Consider the following 22,491-nt stretch of genomic DNA (forward strand, 5'->3'; position numbering starts at 1 on the left):
CTCTTTTGCTCCAGCCATACCCGGCTCTACTGATGTTTCGTTGACAAACTCTCCCACCATCCATAGTGTTATTGCAACCGATCTCAGCAACCGATCTCATACAAGGGGGTATTGCGGTTGACTAAAGTACGAACAATTATTCTTGGTGCATCCCATTGGCATGTTCCACTCTGCGCACAGGCCATGGGCGAAGAACACGACATGATCGCAGTAGGCGACGATGATGTCTCCCGTGTGCAGGTGCAGAAACTGGCAAACGGCTGGGGAGCGCCGGTTGAAGCTGACTGGCAGAAACTGGTGGAGTTGCCCGACGTCGGACTCGCCTATGTGTTTGGTCCCCACGAGGGTATGGCAGAAAAGTGCATGGCCCTGATCGAGCGGAAAATTCCGTTCGTCGTGGAAAAGCCATTGGGCACCTCCCTTGGCGAGCTGGCCACCGTGCGTCAGGCCGCCGAAGCAGCTGGCGTACCGGCCACGGTGCCCCTGGTGCAGCGTGGCGGCCCGACGGACCAATGGCTCGCCAAGGCAGGCCGGCCAAGTTATCAACGGTCCTCGTTCATTGCTGGTCCGCCATCCCGGTACCTCCACAATGCCAATCCCTGGATGCTCGATCCTTCCAAGGCTGGGGGAGGCTGCCTCGCCAACCTGGCCCCTCATTTTGTTGACCTGTTTCTACGGGGCACCGGCGAATCAGAGCTGCAGGTGCAATCCCGGCTCTCATCGGTTCTTCACGGCCAAGATATTGAGGATCACGCGAGCCTTATACTCACTACGCCCGAGGGCCGCGAAACCATCGTGGAAGTCGGCTACGCATTCCCGGGCTCGCCGCTGAAGCGGTACTGCAGCTTCACATCGGTCGGCGAAGCGGGATTTGCCGCCGTTGATTCCGACGGCACAGCTACTTTCACGTCGACGGACGGCACCACGGTAGTCGACAAGATTAATGTCGACAGCGACCCACTCTACGATCCTTTTGTCAGAAGTGTCGCCCGGACGCTGGAAGATGGATTCCAGGGCCTGACAACGCTGGCCCAGCTCGAAGATGTCATGCGCCCCATTTGGCAGGCCTATGACGATCAGCACGGAGGAAGAGAACATGCCTGACTTGAGTATCGACGTCGTCGCTAAAGCCGCCGGGGTTCACCGGTCAACGGTCTCCCGGGCGTTCTCACGCCCTGAGGCTGTGAAGAGTGAAACGCGCGAGCATATCCTTCGGGTCGCCGAGGGACTTGGCTACACCATGAGTCCGCTGGCACAGGCGCTTCGTCGCAAGACCAGCAACATCATCCCTTTGATCGTTCCTGACATTACGAACCCGTTCTTCGCGGAACTTGCCAAGACGATGACACAAGCAGCTGACGAGCGCGGCTACCAGCTGATGCTCTGCGTCACCAACGGCGACCCTGCCAAATCCGACGGCTACTTCACGGCCATGCAGGCGATGTACGCCCCGTTCGGGATTGTGGCACCTTCCACGAAGGTCGATACCGAGGCTCTGAAGCGATTTGCCTTCGGCCACAAGGTCGTGGTGATTGACCGCGTAGAAGGCGACGACTCCGTTCCAACGGTTACCGTCGACAGCCGCAAAGGGATCATGCTGGCGTTGGATCATCTGCATTCCCTGGGGCATACCTCGATTGGATACGTATCCGGTATCGCCGGGACACACACGGCCCAGGACCGGATGGACGCCTATCTGGAGCTCACCGCCCAAAGCGGCAGCACACCTGTGGTGCTCGACAGCGGGTCAGACCTCGATGCGGGCACGCGCGGTGCGGAGCATTTCCTGGCTATGGACAATCCACCCACAGCGATCATTGCAGCCAACGACATGGTGGCTTTCGCGGTGATTTCGGCGCTCGGCCGAAGTGGCCTTCGGGTACCGGAAGACGTGTCGGTCATCGGGTTTGATGGACTCGCCCTAGGTGCCCGCTTCAACCCACCACTGACAACTGTGCGGCAGCCGATCGCTGACATGGGACACATCGCCATCGAACTGGCTGAAAAACAAAATGTTGACGGTTCCGTGGACCATATCGTCCTCGAACCCGAACTTCTGGTCCGCGGCTCAACCTCGGAGCTCCGCAAATGAGCGGGGCGCAGGAGCAGCGGCTTCGGCGTCTGCCGGGGCTCCAGCACACGGACCACGTCGGTTTGACGGTTCCCAACCTTGAAGAAGGCATTCGCTTCTTCGTAGACGTTCTTGGAGCAGAAGAGTTATACCGCTCCGAACGCGGGCCGGACGAAGAGTTCATGCCCACGAACTTTGAAGTCCCGGCAGATGCCAAGCTCACGCTCGCCATGTTGCGGCTGCCACCGAATCTCAATATCGAGCTTTTCGAGTGGAGCAGTGCTGAGCGGCGGGAGACGCCACCGAGGCATTGCGACGCCGGGGGGCACCACCTGTGCTTCGTTGTGGATGACGTCGATGAAGCCATTGCCGTGCTGCAGGAGACGCCTGGAGTACGTGTGCTCGGCGAGCGCAAGGAAGTTGCCGGCGATAGCCCGCGCGTAGCCGGCAACCGCTGGACCTATTTCGTAACCCCTTGGGGCCTGCTGATGGAAATCGTGGATCGATCCCGCGTCCCGGCCCCTCCCCGGCTGGTCGGTCCCACGGACTGGACAGCACCTCCAAACACTTCAGAAAGGACATAGAACAATGCGGCTAGCGGGTCACACACTCGGCACCCCGAACCACACGGTTCCCCAAGCACTTAGTCTCTTCCGGGCCGCAGGGCTCGATGCGGCCGAAGTCATCTACCAGGACGACTACAAGTCCGGCTTGCCCTTAGGGGACCGGCACTCCGCGACGGAGGCACTCAAAGCGTCCGAAGGCGAAGGCATACCCATCGTGGGACTAACGCCGTACACCACCGCCATCAACTCACTGGACGATGCCGAATGGCACAAAGCCGTCGACGAATTCCGTGGAGCCATAGATACCGCACAACTCCTCGGGGCTGACAGGGTCCGCGTCTACGCCGGCTCCTGGCACCCCGGAGACACCGACCACGCTGCGCGGTGGGGGCAATTGCGCAAAGCCTTGGAGACCCTCGCACCCGAAGCCCATCAAGCTGGCGTCCGCCTTTGCGTAGAGAACCACTTCGGCACGATGACCCAGACCGCAGCTGACACCGCGGCACTCGTCCGGGAAATTGCCCAGCCGTCCGTCCGCGTGCTCTACGACCAGGCCAACCTGACCTTCACGCACGACGAAAGCTACGAAGAAGCCTTCGCCGTCCAAGGTGACCTGATCGGCCACGTTCACGTCAAAGACCTTGTCTTCACCGACCCGACGGCGACCTTCCGAGCCTCGGAGACGGCCAGGGTCAACGCCTCAGAGCGTGCAGTCCGGTCACGTGTGGTCGGAAGCGGCGTTGTACCGTGGTCCCCGATTCTCGCCGCACTGCTGAAGCACGGCTACGACGATGTACTGAGCATCGAACTCGAATACCGCTGGCACCCGCAAGATCTCCCCACCCCCGAGGACGGATTCCGGGAATCCGCCGCAGTCCTGCGCTCCATGCTCACTGATTTGGCCCAAGTAAGGAACGCCTGATGAACACCAACCGCCTCCGCGTCGGAGTTATCGGCGCCGGCAACATCGCCACCATCGCGCAACTGCCCACCCTCGTCCAACGGGACGACGTCGAGTTGGCCGCCTTGGTCTCCCGGCGCGAAGATCCCAGCAGCCTGGTGCGGCGCTGGGGCTTCAACGCCGCCTACAAGACAGTGGAGGAGATGCTGGCCGCGCAGGAACTGGATGCAGTGTTCGTGCTGACCCCGCGCTCCGAGCACGCCCACGCCGTCGAGCTTTGCCTCAACCGCGACGTGGACGTGTTCTGCGAGAAACCGCTTGCCCCAGCGACAGATGAGGCAGAACATCTGGCAGACCTCGCCGACGAGCGGGGACGGATACTCATGGTTGACTTCAATCGGCGCTATGCACCCGTCTACACGGCCGGCCGGGAGGCTTTTGGCGACAAAGGCGCCACCTTCTGCGTCGCTCAGAAGAACCGCCCTGGATCCGAATACCGTGCAACGTTCGAGAACGCCATCCACATGGTCGATCTCCTGCGCTGGTACTGCGGGGGCGAACCTGAGCACGTGGCCGCCCACGCTGCTGGAGAAGATCCTTGGGAAGAAGACGGAATCGCAGCGACTATCCGCTTCAGCACCGGTAACACCGGCGTCCTGATGGCAGCCCGGACAGCGGGAGCATGGAACGAGAAACTGGACGCCTACGGTGACGGGAAGACCGTCGAAGTCAGGGCGCCCGAGACAGTTTCCACCACCATCAACGGCGTCACTACCTCACGGGAACTCAGCGCCGAAGCGTACGGCTGGGCTACTGCGACAGACACTCTCGGATTCTCGGCCGCCGTTCACCACTTCCTGGACCGGGTGGCCGACAGGGCCCAGCCGCTGACTTCAGGCCGCGAAGCAGTACGCACCCAGCGCCTACTGGACCAGATCCTCGCCGCTGCCGGCCTGCCCACAGAGGAGCAAACCGGGCGCGAATGGGCGAGCCACGCAGTCAACGCAAGCTGAGTCTTTACTCACGTAAGGAGGTGTCACCATCGCTCTCCTTCGTGCACGTAGGGATGCCCCGGAAGTCTTCGGAGCGGGCAAGCGGCCACTTCGTGGGCGTGTCACCGCCCTTGCCGGCATCCTGTTGGTTGCCTTTAGCGCTCGCGAAGCGGTTTCGGCGGCGTCTCCGCTCTTGGGCCGAATTGGGACGGAGCTTCCCTTTGACGCCCTGACCACAGGAATTCTCGGAATGCTTCCGACCGCCAGCTTCGCAGTGGTGGGCTTCGCTGCGCTTCCGCTCCTGCGGCGTCTCCAGCTGGAGCACCTCCTGGTGATTGCGATCCTGCTAACAACATTGGGTCAGCTAGGCCGCGCAGTGGGCTGGAATGTCTTGGCATTCTTGGTGTTCACCTGTGTCGCCATGCTCGGGATTGGTCTGGTCAATGTCGTGGCTCCACCTCTCCTGGCGAAGTACTTCCCAGACAGAATCGGGCTTCTCGCAGCGATCCACGTCACACTCCTGGGTGTCAGCACGGCAGTGGCCGCCCAATTCGCCATTCCCTTGGGGGCTCTTTATGGCTGGCGTTTCTCCATCGGTATTTGGGCTGCCCTCAGCGCGTTGGCTGCGGTCCCGTGGCTGATTCTTCTTGTGGCCAGACGGACCGTTGCCCGCTCCGGGGACCATGCAGCGGAGGGTAGGCAGTTGCCTTCTGCGAAGGGAGTCAGACCGTGGCGATCAGCAATCGGCTGGGGCACAGCATTGGTTTTTGCTGGTTGTTCCAGCAACACTTTTGCGGCGCTCACTTGGCTCCCGGCTGTCCTCGTTGACAGAGGAATGAGCCAGGAAACTGCCGGATCCATGCTGGCGCTCTATTCAATTCTTGCTCTGCCGGTCGCTTTGATTGTGCCCATGGTTGTTGTAAGGATGCCCCGGCCACTACCTGTTGCCGTCGTGTTTGTCGTAGCTTTCGCCTTAGGCTACGGCGGAATCATGGTGGCGCCGCCAGCTTCGGCAGCATTGTGGGTCGTCACTGCCGGACTGGGCCAGGGCGCCTATTCCTTTGCATTCGTCATGATCAATAAGCGAACACGAACGCAGTCCGGTTCAGGAAGTCTGTCCGCGTTTTCCCAAGGAACCGGTTATGCCCTCGCAAGCGTCGGCCCGTTCCTTTTCGCGCTCCTGCACACTCCCGGGGATGGATGGCTGCCCTCGTTCGGCATGCTCGGTGTCTGGCTCCTGGTGCTTGTGGCAGGGGCCATCATGGTCAACAAACCACGCATGCTCGAAGACCAAGGCCGGTTCCAGGCAGGGACCGAACAAAACACCTTCCTTGACACCCCTTCTTAAGACACCACAGTTTGGTGCCGCCGTTCCAAGCAACCGATTCATTGATTTCCGAACCAACTCAAAGGAGAGATTACATGAGCACCGATTTTGACCCCAGGCCTGATCTTGGCGCGTCCGACATCATGACGACGGCGACACAGCCCCCGCGCGTCGCCGTGGTGGGCGCGGCCGGGTGGGCAGGATCCCGTCATGCCCGGGCTTTCGCCCAGGTGGGCGCCAACGTCACCCACCTTGTGGAGAAGGACGAACGGGCGGTTTCATTGGCTGAAGAGCTGGGCGCGCGAGTGGTGCCCAGCATCAAGGACCTTCATTCTGATCAACTGGACTTGGTCGTCGTAGCGCTACCCACCACTCTGCAACCGGAAATCTGTGCAGATTTGCTGAACAGGGGATTCCGGGTGCTGACGGAAAAGCCCGTGGCGGCAGATACAGCAGGTGCCGCCGTCGTGTCCGCCGCTGCAGGAGTGAACGAACGACTCATGGTGGGGTATACACTCCATCAGCATCCCGCCGTCGAAGTCCTCTCCGAGTGGATCCGAGACAACGAGGTGATCGCTGTCAACGTTCGATCGGTCGCCCACAAGGAGACCATCGACTCATGGCGCGCTGATCCGGGTGAGGGCGGCGTTGCGGTGGTAAACGGCATTCATGCCATCGAACTGGTCTCTTCGTGGTTCGAGGGTGACCCAAAAGTCCTTGCCACAAGCGTCAGCAGCAGCCTGTACGGGTCTCCTGTACCGCAACACGTCGTTTCCACGCTCGAATTCCCGTCTGGCGTGGTGTTCACTCTTCAGACTTACTGGTCTCCCTGGCAGGAACCCCAAGGGCTCAACCAGGGGGATTGGAGCCTCACCATGGATGTTCTGGCCACTGGCGGCCGTATGTTGTGGTCGAACGATTCCCTTCACGTGTGGAACCGTGACGGCGGACACCAGGAGAAAAACTTCGAGCCCTCGGACCTCTTCCTGCGCCAGGCAGCAGCAGCCGTGAGGTTCTGCGGGGGTGACGCGCCTGCCGTTACTTTTGGCCAGGCGCTCCGCGCCACGGAAATCGCCGACGCCGTTCAGGCGGCCTCGGCCTCCGGCGCTCGGAAGGTGCCAGCCCCCTAGGCATCAATCAAACCGAACAAGGTTCGACCCGCCGAACCGAGCATCATCGAGTAAGGAAAATGAACATGAAACCAGCACCTCACACTCCGACCGCACGAGCACTGCGCTCGAGCTGCACCCAGAACGGAGAGAACCGATGAGCCTCAAAGACCAAGTGGTCCTGGTCACCGGATCAAGCGGCGGAATCGGCGACGCCGCGGTCACCGCACTCATAGCCGCCGGAGCCAGGGTCATCGGCGCCGACCGTTCCCCCAAAGAGGACCAGTCCTTGGAGGCGTTTTACCCTCTCGACATCACCTCGGAACAACAATGCGCTACGGTCATACAGGACATCCAAGCCCAACACGGCCGTGTTGATGTCCTCGTCCATGCAGCAGGAGTGCTCGGCCCCACCCCGGACATCATGGAAACAACCACCGAAGAGTTCGACTCCATCCTGAGGATCAACGCCACCGCGACCTTCACCATGGTCCGGGAGACCGCAAAATCCATGCTTGCGACCGGCACAGCCGGCGCCATCGTGGTCCTGTCCTCAGTTGCGGCCAAAGAATCACGCCTCAACTACCTGCCCTACAACGCGAGCAAGCTCGCCGTCCTGCACATCATGTGGTCCTTTGCCGAACTGCTCGGACCCAATGGAATCTCTGTGAACGCGATCGCACCAGGACCGGTGAACACACCAATGTGGGCGCAATTTGCAAGGGACTCCGGCCCGGACGCAGCAGCAAACCGAGCGAAGAGGGCAGCGCAGCTGCCGATGCGTCGGTTTGCCGAACCCGAAGAAGTCGCCAGGGCCATCTTGTTCCTTTCTGATCCCGACAACCGCTACATCACGGGAGTGTCGCTCGATGTGGCCGGCGGGGCACATCTGGGAATAGGAACCTGAAACACCCGACAGAGACGGGTTCCTGACCTACGAATGAGAAACTTAATGCGACATCACCACACTGCCCTGCACGTCACGGATATGGAGCGGAGCGAGCGATTCTACGTGGAAGGCCTCGGACTGGCCCGTTTGGATACCTGGACGTCGGGACCATATATCGGAGAACTTTACGGCCGTCCTGACGTGACCGTCAGAGCCATGCTTCTCGCTACCAGCGACGGATCCTTCCGGCTGGAACTGGCACATGCCGAGCCGCTATTGCCAGCAGTCGATCCATCACGGGCGCAACCGGGCACAGCTCACCTGGCCTTTACAGACATTGACGTTCGAGAGGTTTACGCCAGGATGACGGCGCTTGGTTACAGCGCGGTATCCGAACCCGTTGCCCCGACCTCGGGCCCCATTGCCGGCGGGTGGTTGGTTTACCTCCTCGATCCTGACGGAAATCGCGTTGAGTTGATTCAGCCGCCAGACTGGCGCCCAAGCCAGGACACGTAAGTCGCTCGCTGGCAGAGAAGCAGGCCCCGTGAGCCGTCGGTGACGGTCACAGGGCCTGCTTTTTGTATGTTGCGGGAGAGTGCGGCGGATTGGTGCGTCGGTTACCCCTTGACACCACCGGAGGTCATGCCGGCCACAAACCAGCGCTGGAATGCCAGGAAGATTGAGAGAACAGGGATGAAGGCAACGACGATGAATGCGGCGAAGAGTCCCCAGAAGCTCCCGAAGCCTGTGGTTATGTAGCGCACTATGCCGTTCTGGACTGTTTTCATGTCTTCTGTGGTGGCCAGTACAGTGCCGACAAGGAAGTCGTTCCAGACGAAGACGAAGATGAAGATGGCCACGGCGGCGATACCGGGGCGGATGAGCGGGAGAATGATCCGCCACAGGATCTGCATGCGGGAGCAGCCATCAATGGCCGCCGCTTCCTCTATTTCGACGGGTATGTTCTCGATGAAATTACGCAAGAACAGGATGGTCTGTCCACAGATAATTGCCGTGTAGACGATGATCATCATGGGGTAAGTGTTGATCAACGCGGTTTTGACGAACATCGAGTACAGTGCAATAAAGACTACGATGGCCGGGACCATGGACAGGACCAGAATCCCCGTCATTAGAGTTTCCATGCGGCGGCTCCGATACCTCGTGGCCACATATGCTGCAGGGATACAGATGGCAAGAGCGAGGACGATAGAGCCGCCGGCATAGATGAGGGAGTTCACGAAGAATCTGATGTTGGTCGAGGTCAGAAGACCGACATAGCCCTCGGATGAGAATGGGGCCGGTATCCATCTTGGCGGGAATTCCAGCGTGCCTGAACCGGTCTTGAGTGACGTGGACACAATCCATGCGACCGGGGGGAGTACCACCGCTGCGGAGAGGATGATGTACGCCCAAGCCGGAACGGCCTTAATGAAACTGGCCAGGCGACGTTGGCGGCGCGGAGTTGTGATGCTCACAAGCTTTCCTTCCGTCGGAAGCGAATGGCGACGAGGGTCAGGGCGATATTGACGGCGAATAGCAGGATTGCCGTTGCTGAGGCTCCCGAGAGGTCAAACTTGTCGAACATCTGGTTGTAGACCCGCATGGACAAGGTTTCTGTAGACCCGATGGGGCCTCCTCGTGTGGTGACGAGGATGATGGTGACCATCTGCACATAGAGCATGAGAAGGACGATCACGACTGAGACGATGGTGTTGCGCAAGTAGGGCAGCGTGATGTTCACGAACTGGTGCCAGATGCCGCCGCCGTCCATTTTGAGGCTTTCCCGGAGCTCCTCCGGAATCGTTTGAAGGGCGCCCAGGAAGAGGAGCATGGCTTGCGGATAGGACCACCAGGCTGTCATCAGAGTTACTGCAACCAACGCACTGGTCGGAGATGAGAACACGTCAGTGGGACCGAACCCGAGGGACTTGGTGATCGCTGATGCCGGACCATAGTTGGGGTTGAGGAACCAGAGCCAGATTGTTCCTGCAGTGGCCTGTGACATCAACCAAGGCAGGAGGAAGAGGCTCCGGACCGAACGCTTGAAGCGGTGGAGGTTGTTGAGCACGATCGCAGAAAGCAGCCCCGCCGGGAGTGCGATAACCAAGGCGCCGAGCGAGAACACCAAGGTTGTCCAGATGCGGCTTGGCAGATCGGAGTCTGAGAACAATCGGACAAAGGAATTCAGTCCCGAGAATTTGCCAATCTGGTAATACGACGTCTCGTGTAGGGCCGTCCACGCTGTGTAGATGAGCGGCCCCACAAACACAAAGAGGAAGACGGCGCTGACTGGCAGGACGTAGAGCCATACCATTCGATCCCGACGGACCCGGCGAAAACTTGGGGCGCCCAAGGGAGACGTTGCGGTATTGCGTGGGCTGCGGGTGGGGCTTTTGGTTGACATTATCTGTCCCTTCCAGGGGGAGCCTGATTTCCCAGACTCCCCCTATTTCGGGCGGCTACTTCTTGTTGGCCGCGTCCTGGGCGGAACGAATAAAGTCGCTGCCTGATGAGCCGTTGAGAGTCAGCTTCTGCCCGGCTTGGGAGAGGCCAGTGGCAAGCGCGGTCCATGTGTTGGAATACGTGCGTGGTTCACTGTTGGTCTTGACGTAGGCCGCGATGTCGTTGACGGTCTTGGCCTCTGGAGTGGAGAAGAACGGTTGCTGGTAGGTGGCGGCACGGGTGGGTACCTCACCGCCGGTTGCCATCAGCGCACCGGCTTCCGGCCCGGTCATGTACTCGATAAACTTCCAGGCAGCCTCGGTGTTTTTACTGCCGTTTCCGATGCCCAAGGTCCATCCAATGGTTGTCCCTGTCGTGTCGCCGGTACTCGCCTTCGGCAGGGCCGTCCACTTGAGGTCCTTGTTCTGCGAGCCGAAGGAAACCGCTCGTTCTGTGCCCAGGACCGCCATCGCGACAGTGCCGCTCGCCATGCCGTCAGCTACCGTGCCGTACGTGTCAGAAACGACGTTGCTACCAAGAGCCTTTGCGTCCCTGAGCTTGGCCAGGAAGTCACCGAACTCGTTGCCTTTGGCTGTCGCGAAATCAGCTTGACCATCCTTGTTCCAGATTTCCTGATCCACCTGGGACATGAAGCAGTTAAAGAAGGTACTGATGATGGCCGAGTTATCTGTGTCCGAAAAGCCCGTCCCGAATCCGGTAAAGCCAGCGGCAGCAGCCTTCTTGGCAACGTCAACAACCTCGTTGTATGTGGTCGGGACGGTCGCGCCGATCTGGCTAAGGATCTTTTGGTTGTAGTACAGGGCACAGGTTCGGTATTCGTACGGCACGGCAACCGGCTTGCCGTCGGGCCCCGCAAGAGTGTCGGTGGGACGAAGCCAATCAGTTACCTTCGAGGCGGCTTCAGGCAGAGGGGAGTAGACGCCGGCAGATGCCATCTGCGGAACGACGGGGGTGAACATCTTGAAGACATCAGGGGCCTGACCTGCTGCCGCTGCCTGAGGCAGTCTGTTCAACATGTCGCCCAACGAAACGACGGAGAGGTTGATCTTGATGTCCGGGTTGGCCGCCTCAAACTTGGCAATGTTTTCCTTCAGTGCCTTTGAACGCGGATTAGCCTGGCTGGGATCGAGGAAGTCCCAGTAGTTCAGAGTCACGGGACCTTTGGGTTCCGAAGCTGACGGTGAACAGCCACTGAGGGCAAGGCCGGCCACAACGGCTGTTACGAGCGCCAAGCCCCATCGCTTTTTGATCATGAATTTCTCCTGTGAATGGGTGTGCTGATGTGGGAGCATGCCGTGCTCAAGCGACGCGTGCTAAATGCGGGACTTCGACGGTGGGGAGAAGCCGATTGGTTCATCGAATCTCTCCTTTGAGATCGGTTGCATTTTCAGAAATTGAACTGAGATCGGTTGCTGAGATCGGTTGCACTAAATTTAGGGCCGCGGGATGGCTCTGTCAAGGAAAGATTCGATATGGATCTGGAACGGACTATCCCGGCTCGATCTGGGCTGCCGTTACCTACGGCACGGGACGACACCTTCCTGATCAACGCCGCCGGTATCAGGATCGAATCGGGCGCCTTGCGACGTGGCCTTCCAGGGAGCCGGGGCGTCAAAGTGGACTGGGACTCCGCTGTTGTGCTTAGCCTCTTGCCAAGCGTCGTCTTGGGGCCGCTTGTCGCCGGTGGCTGGACCGCGTCGGGACCACGAGAACCTGACAAACACGTTTAGCCTGCGCGGTTGCATCGGCATTGCCGTTGCCTTCACGTCCGACGTCACAGTGCTGTTGGTGCTGCTTGGGGTGGCCTCTGTGTGTCTGTAATCGATGGTCCACCGCTGACATTACTTGTGCTCAAGGTCCAGAAGCCAGGCTGGGGGCCCATTACTGCCATCGCCCGGATGTAAGCGTTCCGCGGCGTGGGTATCGTTCTGGGTCCGTTGTTGGCTGGTGTGCTCGCGGACCATCTCGGCAGCAGGATCGTACTGCTGATCGGCGCTGGTTTATTCTGGCTTGTCGCCCTGGTCATCGTGTTGTTGGGTGTGTGCCGGTACCCCCTGAGAACAAGGCGCCGACACAGCCCGCATGGTTCAAGCTGGTAGCCGCCGGCCCGCCGCCTTGTCTGTGGTGAAGACTGTGGGGTTTGGAAGTGAGCTAGCCGTGAGCGAGTTAGTACTCGGCCGCAGTTTCAGTGACGACGAAATAGACGGCGGCTTTGTCGGCGGAGCTTGCGGCCATGTCCAGGTTGGGTCCATTCCGACCCTTGCAAGACGAATGCAGCTCCGCCGACGAGTCTTCTCCTTATTTCGCATGTGATAAATCCTGACTAAAGGCGGGTAGCGGTCGGCGCCAAAGCGAATTAGCGGGTGTGATTTGCGACGGGCTACGGCCAATGTTAGCGTGGCATTTCAATCTGGAGTTTTCTCGGTCATCCGATTGCGTAACTGTGAAAGGATCGTTTTGGGGGCGGTTTTCAGCACGACAATGTTCATGATTGCGTTCTTGGTTGTAGCAGGCCTAATTCAAATGCTGGCATCGCAGGTTAAGTCCGGCGATTCGAAGCCAAACTATACGTTTGGCATCCGCTCGAAGGCTACTCTGTCGTCTGAGCGTGCATGGAACGCAGCACGCGCGTCAGCTCTAGGTGCTCTGAAAGCTATTCCGGTGATGCTCATCGGTTTTGTGGCAACATTGTGGGTCATATTTGCAGTACTACCCAAGGATGATTCAAGTGTTCCGTGGATCTTCTTCTCGGGCATGGGGTTCACGGCCATCATGGTGGCCCTGCTCATGCACATGTACTACAAAGCTGATTCGCTGGCTCGACGCATTACAGAGGGCGATGAATAATTCAAAGCGATGATCAGTCCATAACTAAATTTGTCTTCTTTAAGATTGGGGGATATTGTTTTTTATAGTTCTTCAAGTCGAACTTTAAGCAACAGCCTGGCTATGTTGCTATCTCTTCTGCTTGGCCCGGTTGGTATCTCGTCCGCTCAAGCATCTGTAGCTACCACTGTTTCAACGAAGAAGGCAGATTTCCGAGGAAACTACAGTGGCTTCCCCTATAGCAAGTCGGCACCGGCTGGAACGCCATGAACCTGGTCAGCACCCCCGGGCGACTTCAACGGGGACCGTAAGCCAGATGTCTTGGCCCGCGACAGTGCAGGTGACCTGTGGATTTTGTAGATGATCCGAGGGTCTATCTGCGGGGTAGGCGGCGTGAGTACAGGCCGGGGTAGTCGATGATGAAACCGTCAGGATCGACCGTGATGTTGCAGGTGAAGTCGCTGTCCAGGGATTCATAGAGATACAGATTGACGGCGGTTCTCGTGTACGCCTGCGGGTCTGGCAGCACCCGGAGCGAGGGGGCTTCGATATAGGCCGTGGTGATCTCGGCCCGGGATCCAATGGCGAGGTTGAGACGCCGGATCGGCAGGGTGTTGGTGAAGGGGCTGAATCCCAGGTCGATGTCGATGGCGCCCTCCAGGTCCGGGCGTCGCTCGCCATTGACGCCCCAGGTTCCGTCATTGCCTCGCTGGACCTCCAGCCTCCGACTGTCGTGACCGTGAAGCGTGAGCTTACAAAAGACCCATTGGTCATCAAGGGTGACCTCATACTCGGAGCGCCCCTCACAGGAGGTGATGATGGATCGAGCCCGGAGACTTTTGCCCATCGTAAATGTGAGCCGTTCGACGCTGCGCGCCTGCATGCCATACCAGGTGTAGTCCACCACCAGTTCCTCCCACCGCATCCGTAATAGCAACAGTTTCTGTGGAAGCTGCCTGAAGGGGAAGCTTCTGCCCAGCCACTGTTTGATAGCGCCGAATAACTTAAATAGGGCCGACGAACCTCCCTCAGCGGAACTTCCCGGGGTTACTGTTGGATACAACAATTGGGGGAGTAAGGATGAAGCCAATAACTGTCGGCAGCGGTAAGGGAATGGTCGAGCTCACCGATGGTGACGTCCTTCATCTGGTGTGGGGGCCACATACGGTCCTCCTGGCCGATGACGTCCACGATGCCATGGCCACGATCAACGAGCTCGCGGACGGTGCAGAGTTCCCGTTACTCATCGATATCACGAACACCAAGGAAGTTACCCGCGGGGCCAAAGCGGTGTTCAGCACCAAGTGTGCCGCCTCCCGGATTGCTTTATTGGGCACCAGCCCTGTGAGCCGCGTGATAGCGAATTTCGCCATGTCACGGCGGACACTGCCTTCTCCTACAAGGTTTTTCACGTCCAAAGATGACGCCATGTCTTGGCTCGTCCAAGCGCAACCGCCAGAAACCCTGGCTTGAGGGCTCACTAACTCTTGCTTCTCCTCCGATCCTCGGGGGACGAGAATGCTGATGCGATCCGGCGCCGGACCCTCGAATCGGCAACCGCTGACGACCTGCAGGGTCCACTCGGGGAGATCCTTCGGGTGTTGTTGGACGCGCCAAAAACCTAGCAAGCGGCTTTGTCCCTACGGGTCGGGGCGGGCGCTAGCCGGGTGCGTCCCCTGTGGACCCCCGTACCTGCAGCTGCGAGGGGACTTGGTGAACCCGGGCGGGCAGCTCCGGTGTGGTGAGGCGTTGCAGGATGAACTTGCCGGCCTCGACGCCTACTGCCAGGTTGCCGTTGTCCACGGAGGTCAGGGAGAGGTGCCTGATTTTTGCCAGGTACGTGTTGTCGTAGCCCACCAGGGACAGGTCTTCGGGTACGGATAGGCCTAGGTCGTCGGCGGCGGACAGCGCGCCGATGCAGGCGATGTCGTTGTAGGCGAAGATCGCGGTTGGCCTGTCGTTAGCGGACAATAGCCGGCTGGCCGCGGCGTAGGCGCTTTCCTCGCTCAGTCCGCCGGCGAGAACCACCGGCTCGAGCCCGGCGTCGCGCATGGTCCGCTCGAACGATTCCCGCCGGATTCGGCCTACTTCGGCCGGCCCCTGCAGGTGTGCGATCCTCCGGTGTCCCAGCGCGAGGAGGTGTTCGGTCGCTTGGCGAGCACCGGCGTCGTCGTCATTGACCACAATGTCGACGCCCGGCAATACCGGTTCGCGGGTCCCGGCAAGCACCACAGGGATAGTCTGCGCGGCCCTCTCGATCGCGGTGGATTCCGTGGTGGTGCCGACCACCACCAGGCCGTCAATCCGTTGCTCCAGCAGGGTCTCCACGGAACTGCGGCCAACGCGGGTGTCGGTGTAGGAGTCGGCGAGGACCGGGGAGACTCCGGCCGCGTGAAGGGACGCCGTAAGCCCTTCCAGCAGTTCCACGAACCACGGGTTGCGGATGTCATTGAGCATCACACCGATGGTTCCGCTTCGAGGGCCGGACAGGCGTTGGGCCAGTCTGTTGGGCCGGTAACCCAGTTGCTCCATGGCTTCCAAGACAGCACGACGGCGGCCCTCACTGACGTTGACCGACCCCTGGAGGACCAGTGAGACCAGGGACTTGGAGACCCCCGCGGCGCTTGCGACGTCGCGGATGGTGGGCTTGGTGGCCGGCATGCAGTATCTCCTCTCGCAGCTTCCATCAAGCTTAGGGGCTTGACTGGGCCTGCTCGTCACCTCCATTATGGACCGGTCCAAGTAATTCCAAAGAGTCAAAGAGGATCTTCAATGAGTGCACCCAATTCGAGGCAGTTGGTCGCCGGAATGGTTGGTGGCGGTCCGGGCGCCGACATCGGCAAGACCCACCGTTACGCCATGCGGCTGGATGGCCACTACGATCTCCGGGCAGGAATTTTCGGGCGCGATGAGAGCAGTTCCCACGCCACCGCCGTCGAACTCGGCGTCGAATCGGGACGCAACTACCGCGACATCCAGGAGATGGCCGAGGCTGAGGCCGCCCGTGAGGACGGTGTGGACGTGGTGGTTGTGGCGACGCCCAACGACAGCCACTTCGAGATCGCACGGACGTTCCTGCAAAGGGGCATCTCCGTGGTGTGCGAGAAGCCCCTGACCCGGGACTCTGCCACTGCGGCCGAGCTGGTCCGGGTCGCGGAGGAGAACGATGCCATCCTTGCTGTCCCCCACTGCTATTCGGCCTACGCCATGGTGCGGCAAGCCGCGCGGATGGTCCGCAACGGCGAGCTGGGCGCCATTCGTTTTGTCGACGTCGAGCATGCATCGGGCTGGGCAGCAACACCCCTCGAGAACGAAGGCCACAAACAAGCCAAATGGCGCACCAACCCTGACATTGCTGGGTTCCCGAGTGTCGTGGGAGACCTCGGCACCCACGCCCTCCATCTGCTCCGCTACATCACCGGGCTCGAAGCGAAACGCTTGTCCGGCCGCTTGCAGACGTTCGTGCCTGGGCGGCGCGTTTTCGACAACGCCACCGTGGAACTTGAACTGACCGGCTCAGTTCCCGCGCGGCTGTGGGCCAGCATGGCGGCTACTGGCCATAACCACGGGCTCCGCATCCGGGTCTACGGCGAAAAGGGCAGCCTGGAATGGCAGCACGAGGACCCGCACCACCTCAAGGTCCAGGACCTCGCAGGGGCCACCACCATCCTCACGCACGGGCTCAGCACCTTGCACGACGACGCGTCCCGGCTCACGCGCGTGGGCCTCGGCCACCCGGAGGGCTTCCTTGAGGCCTTCGCCAATTTCTACTCGGACCTGGCTCAGGTGCTGCGCGCCCGCCGCAATGGAACGCCGATCCCCCGGCGTGAACTGTCCTTCCCGACGGGCGTTGACGGCTTGATCGGCGTTCAGTTCGTCGAAGCCGTCGCGGCATCGCATCACGATGACTCCGCCTGGAAAATCCCCGCCTCTGCCCTGAAGAATTTTGACCTGGAGAAAGCAGCACTCTGACATGCCCCGTTTCGCCCTCCTCGGAGCCGGTTTCATCGGCTCCGTCCACGCAGCCAACCTCGCAGCCCACCCCGGGATCGACTTCCGACTGGTGTACGACGTCGACCAACAACGGGCACAGACCCTCGCCGCCGCGCATGGCGCTTCGGCTGCCACCACCCTTGAGGAGGTCTTCGACCCTCAGGCGATCGACGCCGTCTTCATCGCGTCCTCCACCGATACGCACGCCGGGCACCTCCGCCGGGCCGCCGCCGTCGGAATCGCCGCGCTCTGCGAGAAGCCCATTGACCTGGACCTGGACCGGGCACGCGAGACCGCCACCTTCGCACAGGAGAGCGGCGTGCCCGTCATGGTGGACTTCAACCGCCGCTTCGACCGCGACTATGCCGAGCTCAAACGCGTAGTGGACTCGGGGGAGATCGGCGCAGTGGAGCTCATCCAGCTCACCTCCCGAGGCCCGTCCATGCCGCCTTTGTCCTACATCGCCGTATCCGGCGGCCAGATGCGCGACCAGACCGTCCACTTCTTCGACCTCGCTCGCTGGCTTTCCGGCCTGGACCCGGTGGAGGTTTTCGCCATGGGTTCGGCCCTGGCGGAGCCCGGCATCGCGGAGTACGACGACGTCGACACCTCCGCGGTCACGTTGCGGCTCCCCGGCGGGGCATTGGTCCAGATCGATTCCGCGCGTCGCACTGGCTACGGCTATGACGAACGGATCGAGATCATGGGCTCCAAAGGGATGGTGGAAGCCCGCCGGCACCGAAACGGCGCAGTGTCCAGATACTCTGGCAGCACTGTGGTGGACGACGGGCTTCACCCCGGTTGGTTTGAGCGCGTGCAACCGACGTATGCCGCGGCCCTCGCTGCGTTCGTGTCCTCCTTGAAAGGCGACGTGGCTTCCATTCCTTCCCTTGAGGACGGCCTGAAAGCCCAAGCGATTGCCGAAGCTGCCGTGTTCTCCCTGCGCTCAGGCCGAATGGAGCCGATCAAGTACTGAGGCCAAGGTCGCACCAGGTAGGGAGTCAGCGTCAACTCCCGCGCCTGCTGCCCGCAGCTACCGGGTGCTCAGCACGAGGATGATCCGGAGGGTGTCCGAGTCACCGGCGGCCACCACGATCCTGCCGTCGGTCAGGGAGCCGCTCAACCGGTATGTGCCGGTGGCGCTGATGGTCACGGTGTTGCCATCGACCGCTATGCCCGTGGAGGCTGGCGACGGGAGGCTGGCGACGAGACTCTGCTGCCGCCGTCGGAAAGGCTGGCTGCCACCTCCGAGGCGGCGTCCCAGGTCAGGTCGTTGCTGTCGAAGTGGGCCCGTAGCGATCCCGGTGCCGCGTGGCAGCCGGGATTTGATTTATGCCATGAGGTTGGTCTGAAAAGCCAGTCCAGTGACTTTCCGTTACCTGTTGAGGCTGTTGCATGGGTCACTTTCATTTGCTTCCAGCCGCAAGGACCCTGATCCTTGCAAGACCTAGTTTTTTCAGCGCTTGTCAGAGCGTGCCCAATGGAGGACACAATTTATGACTAACGTTCTTTGGTTTTCTGAGCTTGGCTTGACCGACCTTGACCAGGTTGGCGGCAAAAATGCATCACTCGGGGAAATGGTTCGGAATCTCGCCTCGGCTGGGGTGAAGGTTCCGGACGGATTCGCGACGACGGCGGACGCTTACCGGCGTTTCCTGGCGGAGTCGGGGCTTGATACACGGATTGAAGCCATCCTGGAGGGCTTGGACAGCGGCGACGTGGCCGCTTTGGCCAAGGTCGGCGGGCAGATCCGGGACCTGATCCGTCAGACGCCGTTCCCTGCCGGTTTCGAAGAGGAAATCCGCGCGGCCTACCAGCGCCTGACCGAGGAGCATGGCGGGGATGTGTCATGGGCGGTGCGTTCCAGCGCAACAGCCGAAGACCTTCCTGACGCCTCCTTTGCCGGCCAGCAAGAGACGTTCCTGAACATCCGCGGGATCGACAACATCCTGCTGGCTATCAAGGACGTTTTCGCATCCCTGTACAACGACCGCGCGATTGCTTACCGCGTTCATCACGGCTTCACGCATTCGGAAGTGGCACTTTCGGCCGGTGTGCAGCGGATGGTGCGTTCCGACGTCGGCTCTTCCGGTGTGATGTTCACGATGGACACAGAGACCGGTTTTCAGGATGCGGTCTTCATCACCTCCTCTTACGGCCTCGGCGAGGCCGTGGTCCAGGGGGCCGTGAACCCTGACGAGTTCTATGTTTACAAGCCGGCATTGGCGGCTGGCAGGCCGGCAGTTCTCAAGCGCGGGCTGGGGGAGAAGGCCGTGCAGATGGTGTACACGGATTCGGACGAAGTTGGCAGGACCATTGACTTCACTCCCGTGCCCCAAGATTCCAGGAGCCGTTTTAGCCTTACGGATGCTGAAGTCGAGCAGCTTGCACGCCACGCCGTAGCGATCGAGCAGCACTACGGCCGTCCCATGGATATCGAGTGGGGTAAGGACGGGGTGGATGGGGAGCTCTACATCCTGCAGGCGCGGCCCGAAACCGTGGAGTCCCGCAAAGCAGCGGGCGTCACGTCCCGCTACACGCTCGCTGAGCGTTCAACGGTTTTGGTCGAAGGCCGCGCGATCGGTCAGAGGATCGGCGCCGGGCAGGTCCGGGTGCTGTCCTCCATTGAGCAGATGGCCTCCTTCCAGGAGGGTGATGTCCTGGTGGCGAACATGACGGACCCGGACTGGGAACCGATCATGAAGAAGGCCGCCGCGATTGTCACGGACCGTGGCGGGCGGACCTGCCACGCTGCGATCATCGCCCGCGAACTGGGGATTCCCGCCGTCGTCGGAACCGGCTACGCCTCCCAGATCCTCAAGGACGGCACTCCCGTGACAGTCTCCTGCGCCGAAGGCGAAGCCGGGCTGGTCTACGAAGGGCTGCTGGAGTACACGCTCCAGGAAACCAGCTTGGAGACTATGCCCGAGGCCCCGGTGAAGATCATGATGAACGTCGGGACCCCGGAGCAGGCGTTCAGTTTCGCCAAGCTCCCCAACCACGGCGTTGGTCTGGCCCGCCTTGAGTTCATCATCAACCGGCAGATAGGGGTCCACCCCAACGCCTTGCTGGCCGTCGCCGGCGAGATCGAGCGACCGGCAAGCCTGGATGACTACACCGTCCGGTTGATCCAGGAAAAGACTGCGGCCTATCAGGGCCCGCGCGACTACTATGTCCGCCGTCTGGCTGAAGGTATCGCGACCATCGCCGCCGCGTTTGCCCCTGAACCGGTGATCATCAGACTCTCTGACTTCAAGTCCAACGAGTACGCCAACCTGATCGGCGGTCCTGCGTTCGAACCAGAGGAAGAGAATCCGATGATCGGGTACCGTGGCGCGTCCCGCTACCTGTCCGCGGCCTTCCGGCAGGCGTTCGAGCTCGAGTGCGAAGCGCTCAAGTACGTGCGAAACGAGATGGGGCTGAGCAACATCAAGCTCATGGTCCCGTTCGTACGGACTCTGGAGGAGGCCAGTGGCGTGATCGACCTCCTCGCCGCCAACGGACTGCGGCGCGGCGAGGACGGGCTGGAGATCGTGATGATGTGCGAGCTGCCTGCCAACGCGCTCCTTGCGGACCAATTCCTGGAGTACTTCGATGGGTTCTCCATCGGTTCCAACGACCTCACCCAGCTCACCCTGGGCCTGGACCGGGACTCTGCCTTGGTGGCTGACGGCTTCGATGAGCGGAACCCGGCAGTGACCAAGCTGCTGGAGATGGCCATCAGTGCTTGTCGCGCCAAAGGCCGGTACGTCGGAATCTGCGGCCAGGGACCCAGCGACCACCCGGACTTCGCGGAGTGGCTCCTTGCCCAGGGCATCAGCTCCATCTCGCTGAACCCGGACGCAGTCACCGAGACCTGGTTGCGCCTGGCTAAGACCACCAGCACCACGGTCTAAGTGGCAGACAACCAAACCGTGGGGGCGGGCGCAGCGTCCGCCCCTACGGTGTTCTTCCTCTCTGACAGCACCGGTATCACTGCCGAAACGCTGGGCAACACCTTGTTGACCCAGTTTCCCGGGCAGCGGCTTGAACGGCGCACCATCCCTTTCATCACCACCATTGAGCAAGCCCGCGAGGTGGTAGCGGTCATCGACAAGGTGGCAGCCTCCGGTCCTGTCCCGATCATTTTCTCCACTGCGGTGGGACAGGACATTCGTGCCGTGCTGTCGGAAAGCCGGGGTCAGTTCTTCGACTTGTTCGGGTCCCACATCGGGAAGCTCGAACAAACGCTTGGCGCGGCCGCCAACGGAAAACCGGGCCAGGCACACGGCGTCGGCGACGCCGTCCGGTACCAGTCCCGCATGGCCGCCGTCGAATATGCCATTGAACACGACGACGGCCAGTCGCTCCGTGCGCTCGAACGCGCCGAACTGATCCTGATCGCGCCCTCCCGCTGCGGGAAGACACCCACCACGATGTATCTTGCCCTGCAGCACGGCATCCTGGCAGCGAACTTCCCGTTGGTCGAAGAGGACTTTGATGTCATGGCGCTGCCTAAACCCTTGCTGCCGTTCGCGGACAAATGCTTTGGCCTTACGTCCCAGCCCGTCCGGCTGAGCCAAATCCGCCAGGAACGCCGGCCGGGCAGCAACTACGCTTCGCTGAACCAATGCACCTTTGAACTTCGCAACGCGGAGGACATGTACCGGGCCAACAACATCCCCTACGTGAACTCCGCCTCCATGTCCGTGGAAGAAATTTCCGCCACGGTCCTTCAACGCATGCAACTGCACCACTGACAATCGGAGGCTTCGGGAGCGTGTGGTCGGTGAGTCGCTTACGGCTTGATCCGGAAGTAGCCGTAGTCAAGGTTCTGGTGAACGGCGTTTGTGCCAGCGACCTCGTTGCGAAGGGTCGACCCTGGGACTTTCACCTGATCATTGCAGGTTCGCGATGCTGTCCGCTATGTCAAGCTTTCGAACACCATGGTGGCCTGGATACGGTCGCCGCCGCCAAGCCCCTTGCTCCCGCTGCTGGAGGTGGTAATCGTATGCAGCCGGTAACCCTTGGACGCCTGAGCGTTGATGGTCCTCTCCAGTTCGGTCAAGTTACCCGAGCCAGTTCCCCATAGCTTTTCTTTGAGAATGACCTGCAAGACGACGTAGTGCATAGACCGTTTCCTCCCTATCTGGCCAGTTGTCGGCAATCCTACTGGATGGCCACCGGGCTGCTGGGATGACACCGCTGTCTCCGTTGTGGCTTCAAACGGGGGGATACCGGAGGGAACGGACCTGATCGGATCCAATTTCTTCAAAGCTCATTCAGCGGTTTCATCGAGGCCGAAGGTCGCGTGCCCGTCCTGCCGCGCTGGTAGGTGACTCTCCCTACTTATTTTGATCAACTCAAAATAA

Annotated in this window: 22 protein-coding genes and 1 pseudogene; 16 read left to right on the plus strand and 7 right to left on the minus strand. The window is 60.7% G+C overall.

The window, feature by feature from the left end; translation table 11 throughout:
* Positions 1-183 precede the first annotated feature (183 nt).
* The 9 genes from QRM57_RS03060 to QRM57_RS20950 all read left to right on the plus strand — a co-directional run bounded on the left by QRM57_RS03060 (position 184) and on the right by QRM57_RS20950 (position 8,371).
* A complete protein-coding gene (locus QRM57_RS03060) occupies positions 184-1,104 on the plus strand; it encodes a Gfo/Idh/MocA family protein (protein WP_284985557.1) in 921 nt (306 codons plus the stop codon).
* Positions 1,097-2,092, plus strand: a complete 996-nt coding sequence (locus tag QRM57_RS03065) for a LacI family DNA-binding transcriptional regulator (RefSeq protein WP_018778617.1) — start codon at positions 1,097-1,099, stop codon at positions 2,090-2,092. Before QRM57_RS03060 ends, QRM57_RS03065 begins: the two co-directional genes overlap by 8 nt.
* The gene (locus QRM57_RS03070; RefSeq protein WP_223942463.1) at positions 2,089-2,655 is read left to right on the plus strand and encodes a VOC family protein; all 567 of its coding nucleotides are present in this window, start codon (positions 2,089-2,091) and stop codon (positions 2,653-2,655) included. The genes QRM57_RS03065 and QRM57_RS03070 overlap by 4 nt, the downstream gene beginning before the upstream one ends.
* A 4-nt stretch (positions 2,656-2,659) precedes the next feature.
* Positions 2,660-3,559, plus strand: coding sequence for a sugar phosphate isomerase/epimerase family protein (locus QRM57_RS03075; protein ID WP_284985558.1), 900 nt, complete (start codon positions 2,660-2,662; stop codon positions 3,557-3,559).
* Positions 3,559-4,551, plus strand: coding sequence for a Gfo/Idh/MocA family protein (locus tag QRM57_RS03080; protein ID WP_223942465.1), 993 nt, complete (start codon positions 3,559-3,561; stop codon positions 4,549-4,551). The genes QRM57_RS03075 and QRM57_RS03080 overlap by 1 nt, the downstream gene beginning before the upstream one ends.
* A 124-nt stretch (positions 4,552-4,675) precedes the next feature.
* Positions 4,676-5,878: an MFS transporter gene (locus QRM57_RS03085; protein WP_284985559.1), complete on the plus strand. Its 1,203-nt coding sequence runs from the start codon at positions 4,676-4,678 to the stop codon at positions 5,876-5,878.
* A gap of 74 nt (positions 5,879-5,952) precedes the next feature.
* On the plus strand, positions 5,953-6,987 hold the full coding sequence (locus QRM57_RS03090; RefSeq protein ID WP_284985560.1) for a Gfo/Idh/MocA family protein: 1,035 nt from the start codon (positions 5,953-5,955) through the stop codon (positions 6,985-6,987).
* A 136-nt stretch (positions 6,988-7,123) separates the two neighbouring features.
* Positions 7,124-7,873: an SDR family NAD(P)-dependent oxidoreductase gene (locus tag QRM57_RS03095; protein ID WP_284985561.1), complete on the plus strand. Its 750-nt coding sequence runs from the start codon at positions 7,124-7,126 to the stop codon at positions 7,871-7,873.
* 45 nt (positions 7,874-7,918) lie between these two features.
* Complete coding sequence (locus QRM57_RS20950) at positions 7,919-8,371, plus strand: VOC family protein (RefSeq protein WP_350309822.1); 453 nt, start codon at positions 7,919-7,921, stop codon at positions 8,369-8,371.
* Positions 8,372-8,472: 101 nt separating this feature from the next.
* Here QRM57_RS20950 and QRM57_RS03100 read toward each other — a convergent pair whose 3' ends face one another.
* The 3 genes from QRM57_RS03100 to QRM57_RS03110 are packed head-to-tail and all read right to left on the minus strand — an operon-like array spanning position 8,473 to position 11,574.
* Positions 8,473-9,333 (minus strand): carbohydrate ABC transporter permease, encoded by an 861-nt coding sequence (locus tag QRM57_RS03100; RefSeq protein WP_284985562.1) that lies wholly within the window; start codon positions 9,331-9,333, stop codon positions 8,473-8,475.
* The gene (locus tag QRM57_RS03105; protein WP_284985563.1) at positions 9,330-10,262 is read right to left on the minus strand and encodes a carbohydrate ABC transporter permease; all 933 of its coding nucleotides are present in this window, start codon (positions 10,260-10,262) and stop codon (positions 9,330-9,332) included. Before QRM57_RS03105 ends, QRM57_RS03100 begins: the two co-directional genes overlap by 4 nt.
* A gap of 55 nt (positions 10,263-10,317) precedes the next feature.
* Positions 10,318-11,574, minus strand: a complete 1,257-nt coding sequence (locus tag QRM57_RS03110) for an ABC transporter substrate-binding protein (protein ID WP_284985564.1) — start codon at positions 11,572-11,574, stop codon at positions 10,318-10,320.
* 1,144 nt (positions 11,575-12,718) lie between these two features.
* Here QRM57_RS03110 and QRM57_RS03115 point away from each other — a divergent pair.
* Together QRM57_RS03115 and QRM57_RS20955 are read left to right on the plus strand one after the other, a co-directional pair.
* Complete coding sequence (locus QRM57_RS03115; protein WP_284985565.1) at positions 12,719-13,168, plus strand: SdpI family protein; 450 nt, start codon at positions 12,719-12,721, stop codon at positions 13,166-13,168.
* Between the two features lie 291 nt (positions 13,169-13,459).
* A pseudogene (locus QRM57_RS20955) lies at positions 13,460-13,507 on the plus strand (hypothetical protein); the annotation flags it as partial.
* A 13-nt stretch (positions 13,508-13,520) separates the two neighbouring features.
* Here the strand turns inward: QRM57_RS20955 and QRM57_RS03120 are convergent.
* On the minus strand, positions 13,521-14,054 hold the full coding sequence (locus QRM57_RS03120; protein WP_284985566.1) for a putative glycolipid-binding domain-containing protein: 534 nt from the start codon (positions 14,052-14,054) through the stop codon (positions 13,521-13,523).
* 173 nt (positions 14,055-14,227) lie between these two features.
* Between QRM57_RS03120 and QRM57_RS03125 the strand changes: the two genes are divergently transcribed.
* Positions 14,228-14,620: a DUF7793 family protein gene (locus QRM57_RS03125; protein ID WP_284985567.1), complete on the plus strand. Its 393-nt coding sequence runs from the start codon at positions 14,228-14,230 to the stop codon at positions 14,618-14,620.
* Positions 14,621-14,806: 186 nt separating this feature from the next.
* On the opposite strand, the gene QRM57_RS03130 is transcribed toward QRM57_RS03125, so the two are convergent.
* Entirely contained in the window at positions 14,807-15,808 is a 1,002-nt protein-coding gene (locus QRM57_RS03130) for a LacI family DNA-binding transcriptional regulator (protein WP_284985568.1), read from the minus strand.
* Between the two features lie 111 nt (positions 15,809-15,919).
* On the opposite strand from QRM57_RS03130, the gene QRM57_RS03135 reads away from it, so the two are divergent.
* Together QRM57_RS03135 and QRM57_RS03140 are read left to right on the plus strand one after the other, a co-directional pair.
* Positions 15,920-17,119, plus strand: coding sequence for a Gfo/Idh/MocA family protein (locus QRM57_RS03135; protein ID WP_284985569.1), 1,200 nt, complete (start codon positions 15,920-15,922; stop codon positions 17,117-17,119).
* A gap of 1 nt (position 17,120) precedes the next feature.
* Positions 17,121-18,116: a Gfo/Idh/MocA family protein gene (locus QRM57_RS03140; RefSeq protein ID WP_284985570.1), complete on the plus strand. Its 996-nt coding sequence runs from the start codon at positions 17,121-17,123 to the stop codon at positions 18,114-18,116.
* Between the two features lie 57 nt (positions 18,117-18,173).
* Here the strand turns inward: QRM57_RS03140 and QRM57_RS03145 are convergent, their stop codons facing one another.
* Positions 18,174-18,293, minus strand: a complete 120-nt coding sequence (locus QRM57_RS03145) for a carbohydrate-binding domain-containing protein (RefSeq protein WP_257368263.1) — start codon at positions 18,291-18,293, stop codon at positions 18,174-18,176.
* 343 nt (positions 18,294-18,636) lie between these two features.
* Here QRM57_RS03145 and ppsA point away from each other — a divergent pair, with 343 nt between their 5' ends.
* Both ppsA and QRM57_RS03155 read left to right on the plus strand, forming a co-directional pair.
* The gene (gene ppsA / locus QRM57_RS03150; RefSeq protein WP_284985571.1) at positions 18,637-21,036 is read left to right on the plus strand and encodes a phosphoenolpyruvate synthase; all 2,400 of its coding nucleotides are present in this window, start codon (positions 18,637-18,639) and stop codon (positions 21,034-21,036) included.
* A complete protein-coding gene (locus QRM57_RS03155; protein WP_284985572.1) occupies positions 21,037-21,879 on the plus strand; it encodes a pyruvate, water dikinase regulatory protein in 843 nt (280 codons plus the stop codon). It begins immediately after the preceding gene.
* 164 nt (positions 21,880-22,043) lie between these two features.
* On the opposite strand, the gene QRM57_RS03160 is transcribed toward QRM57_RS03155, so the two are convergent.
* Positions 22,044-22,250, minus strand: coding sequence for a DUF4177 domain-containing protein (locus tag QRM57_RS03160; protein WP_257368260.1), 207 nt, complete (start codon positions 22,248-22,250; stop codon positions 22,044-22,046).
* Between the last annotated feature and the right edge of the window lie 241 nt (positions 22,251-22,491).

Source organism: Arthrobacter sp. fls2-241-R2A-172, assembly GCF_030208885.1.
Lineage (GTDB): Bacteria > Actinomycetota > Actinomycetes > Actinomycetales > Micrococcaceae > Arthrobacter.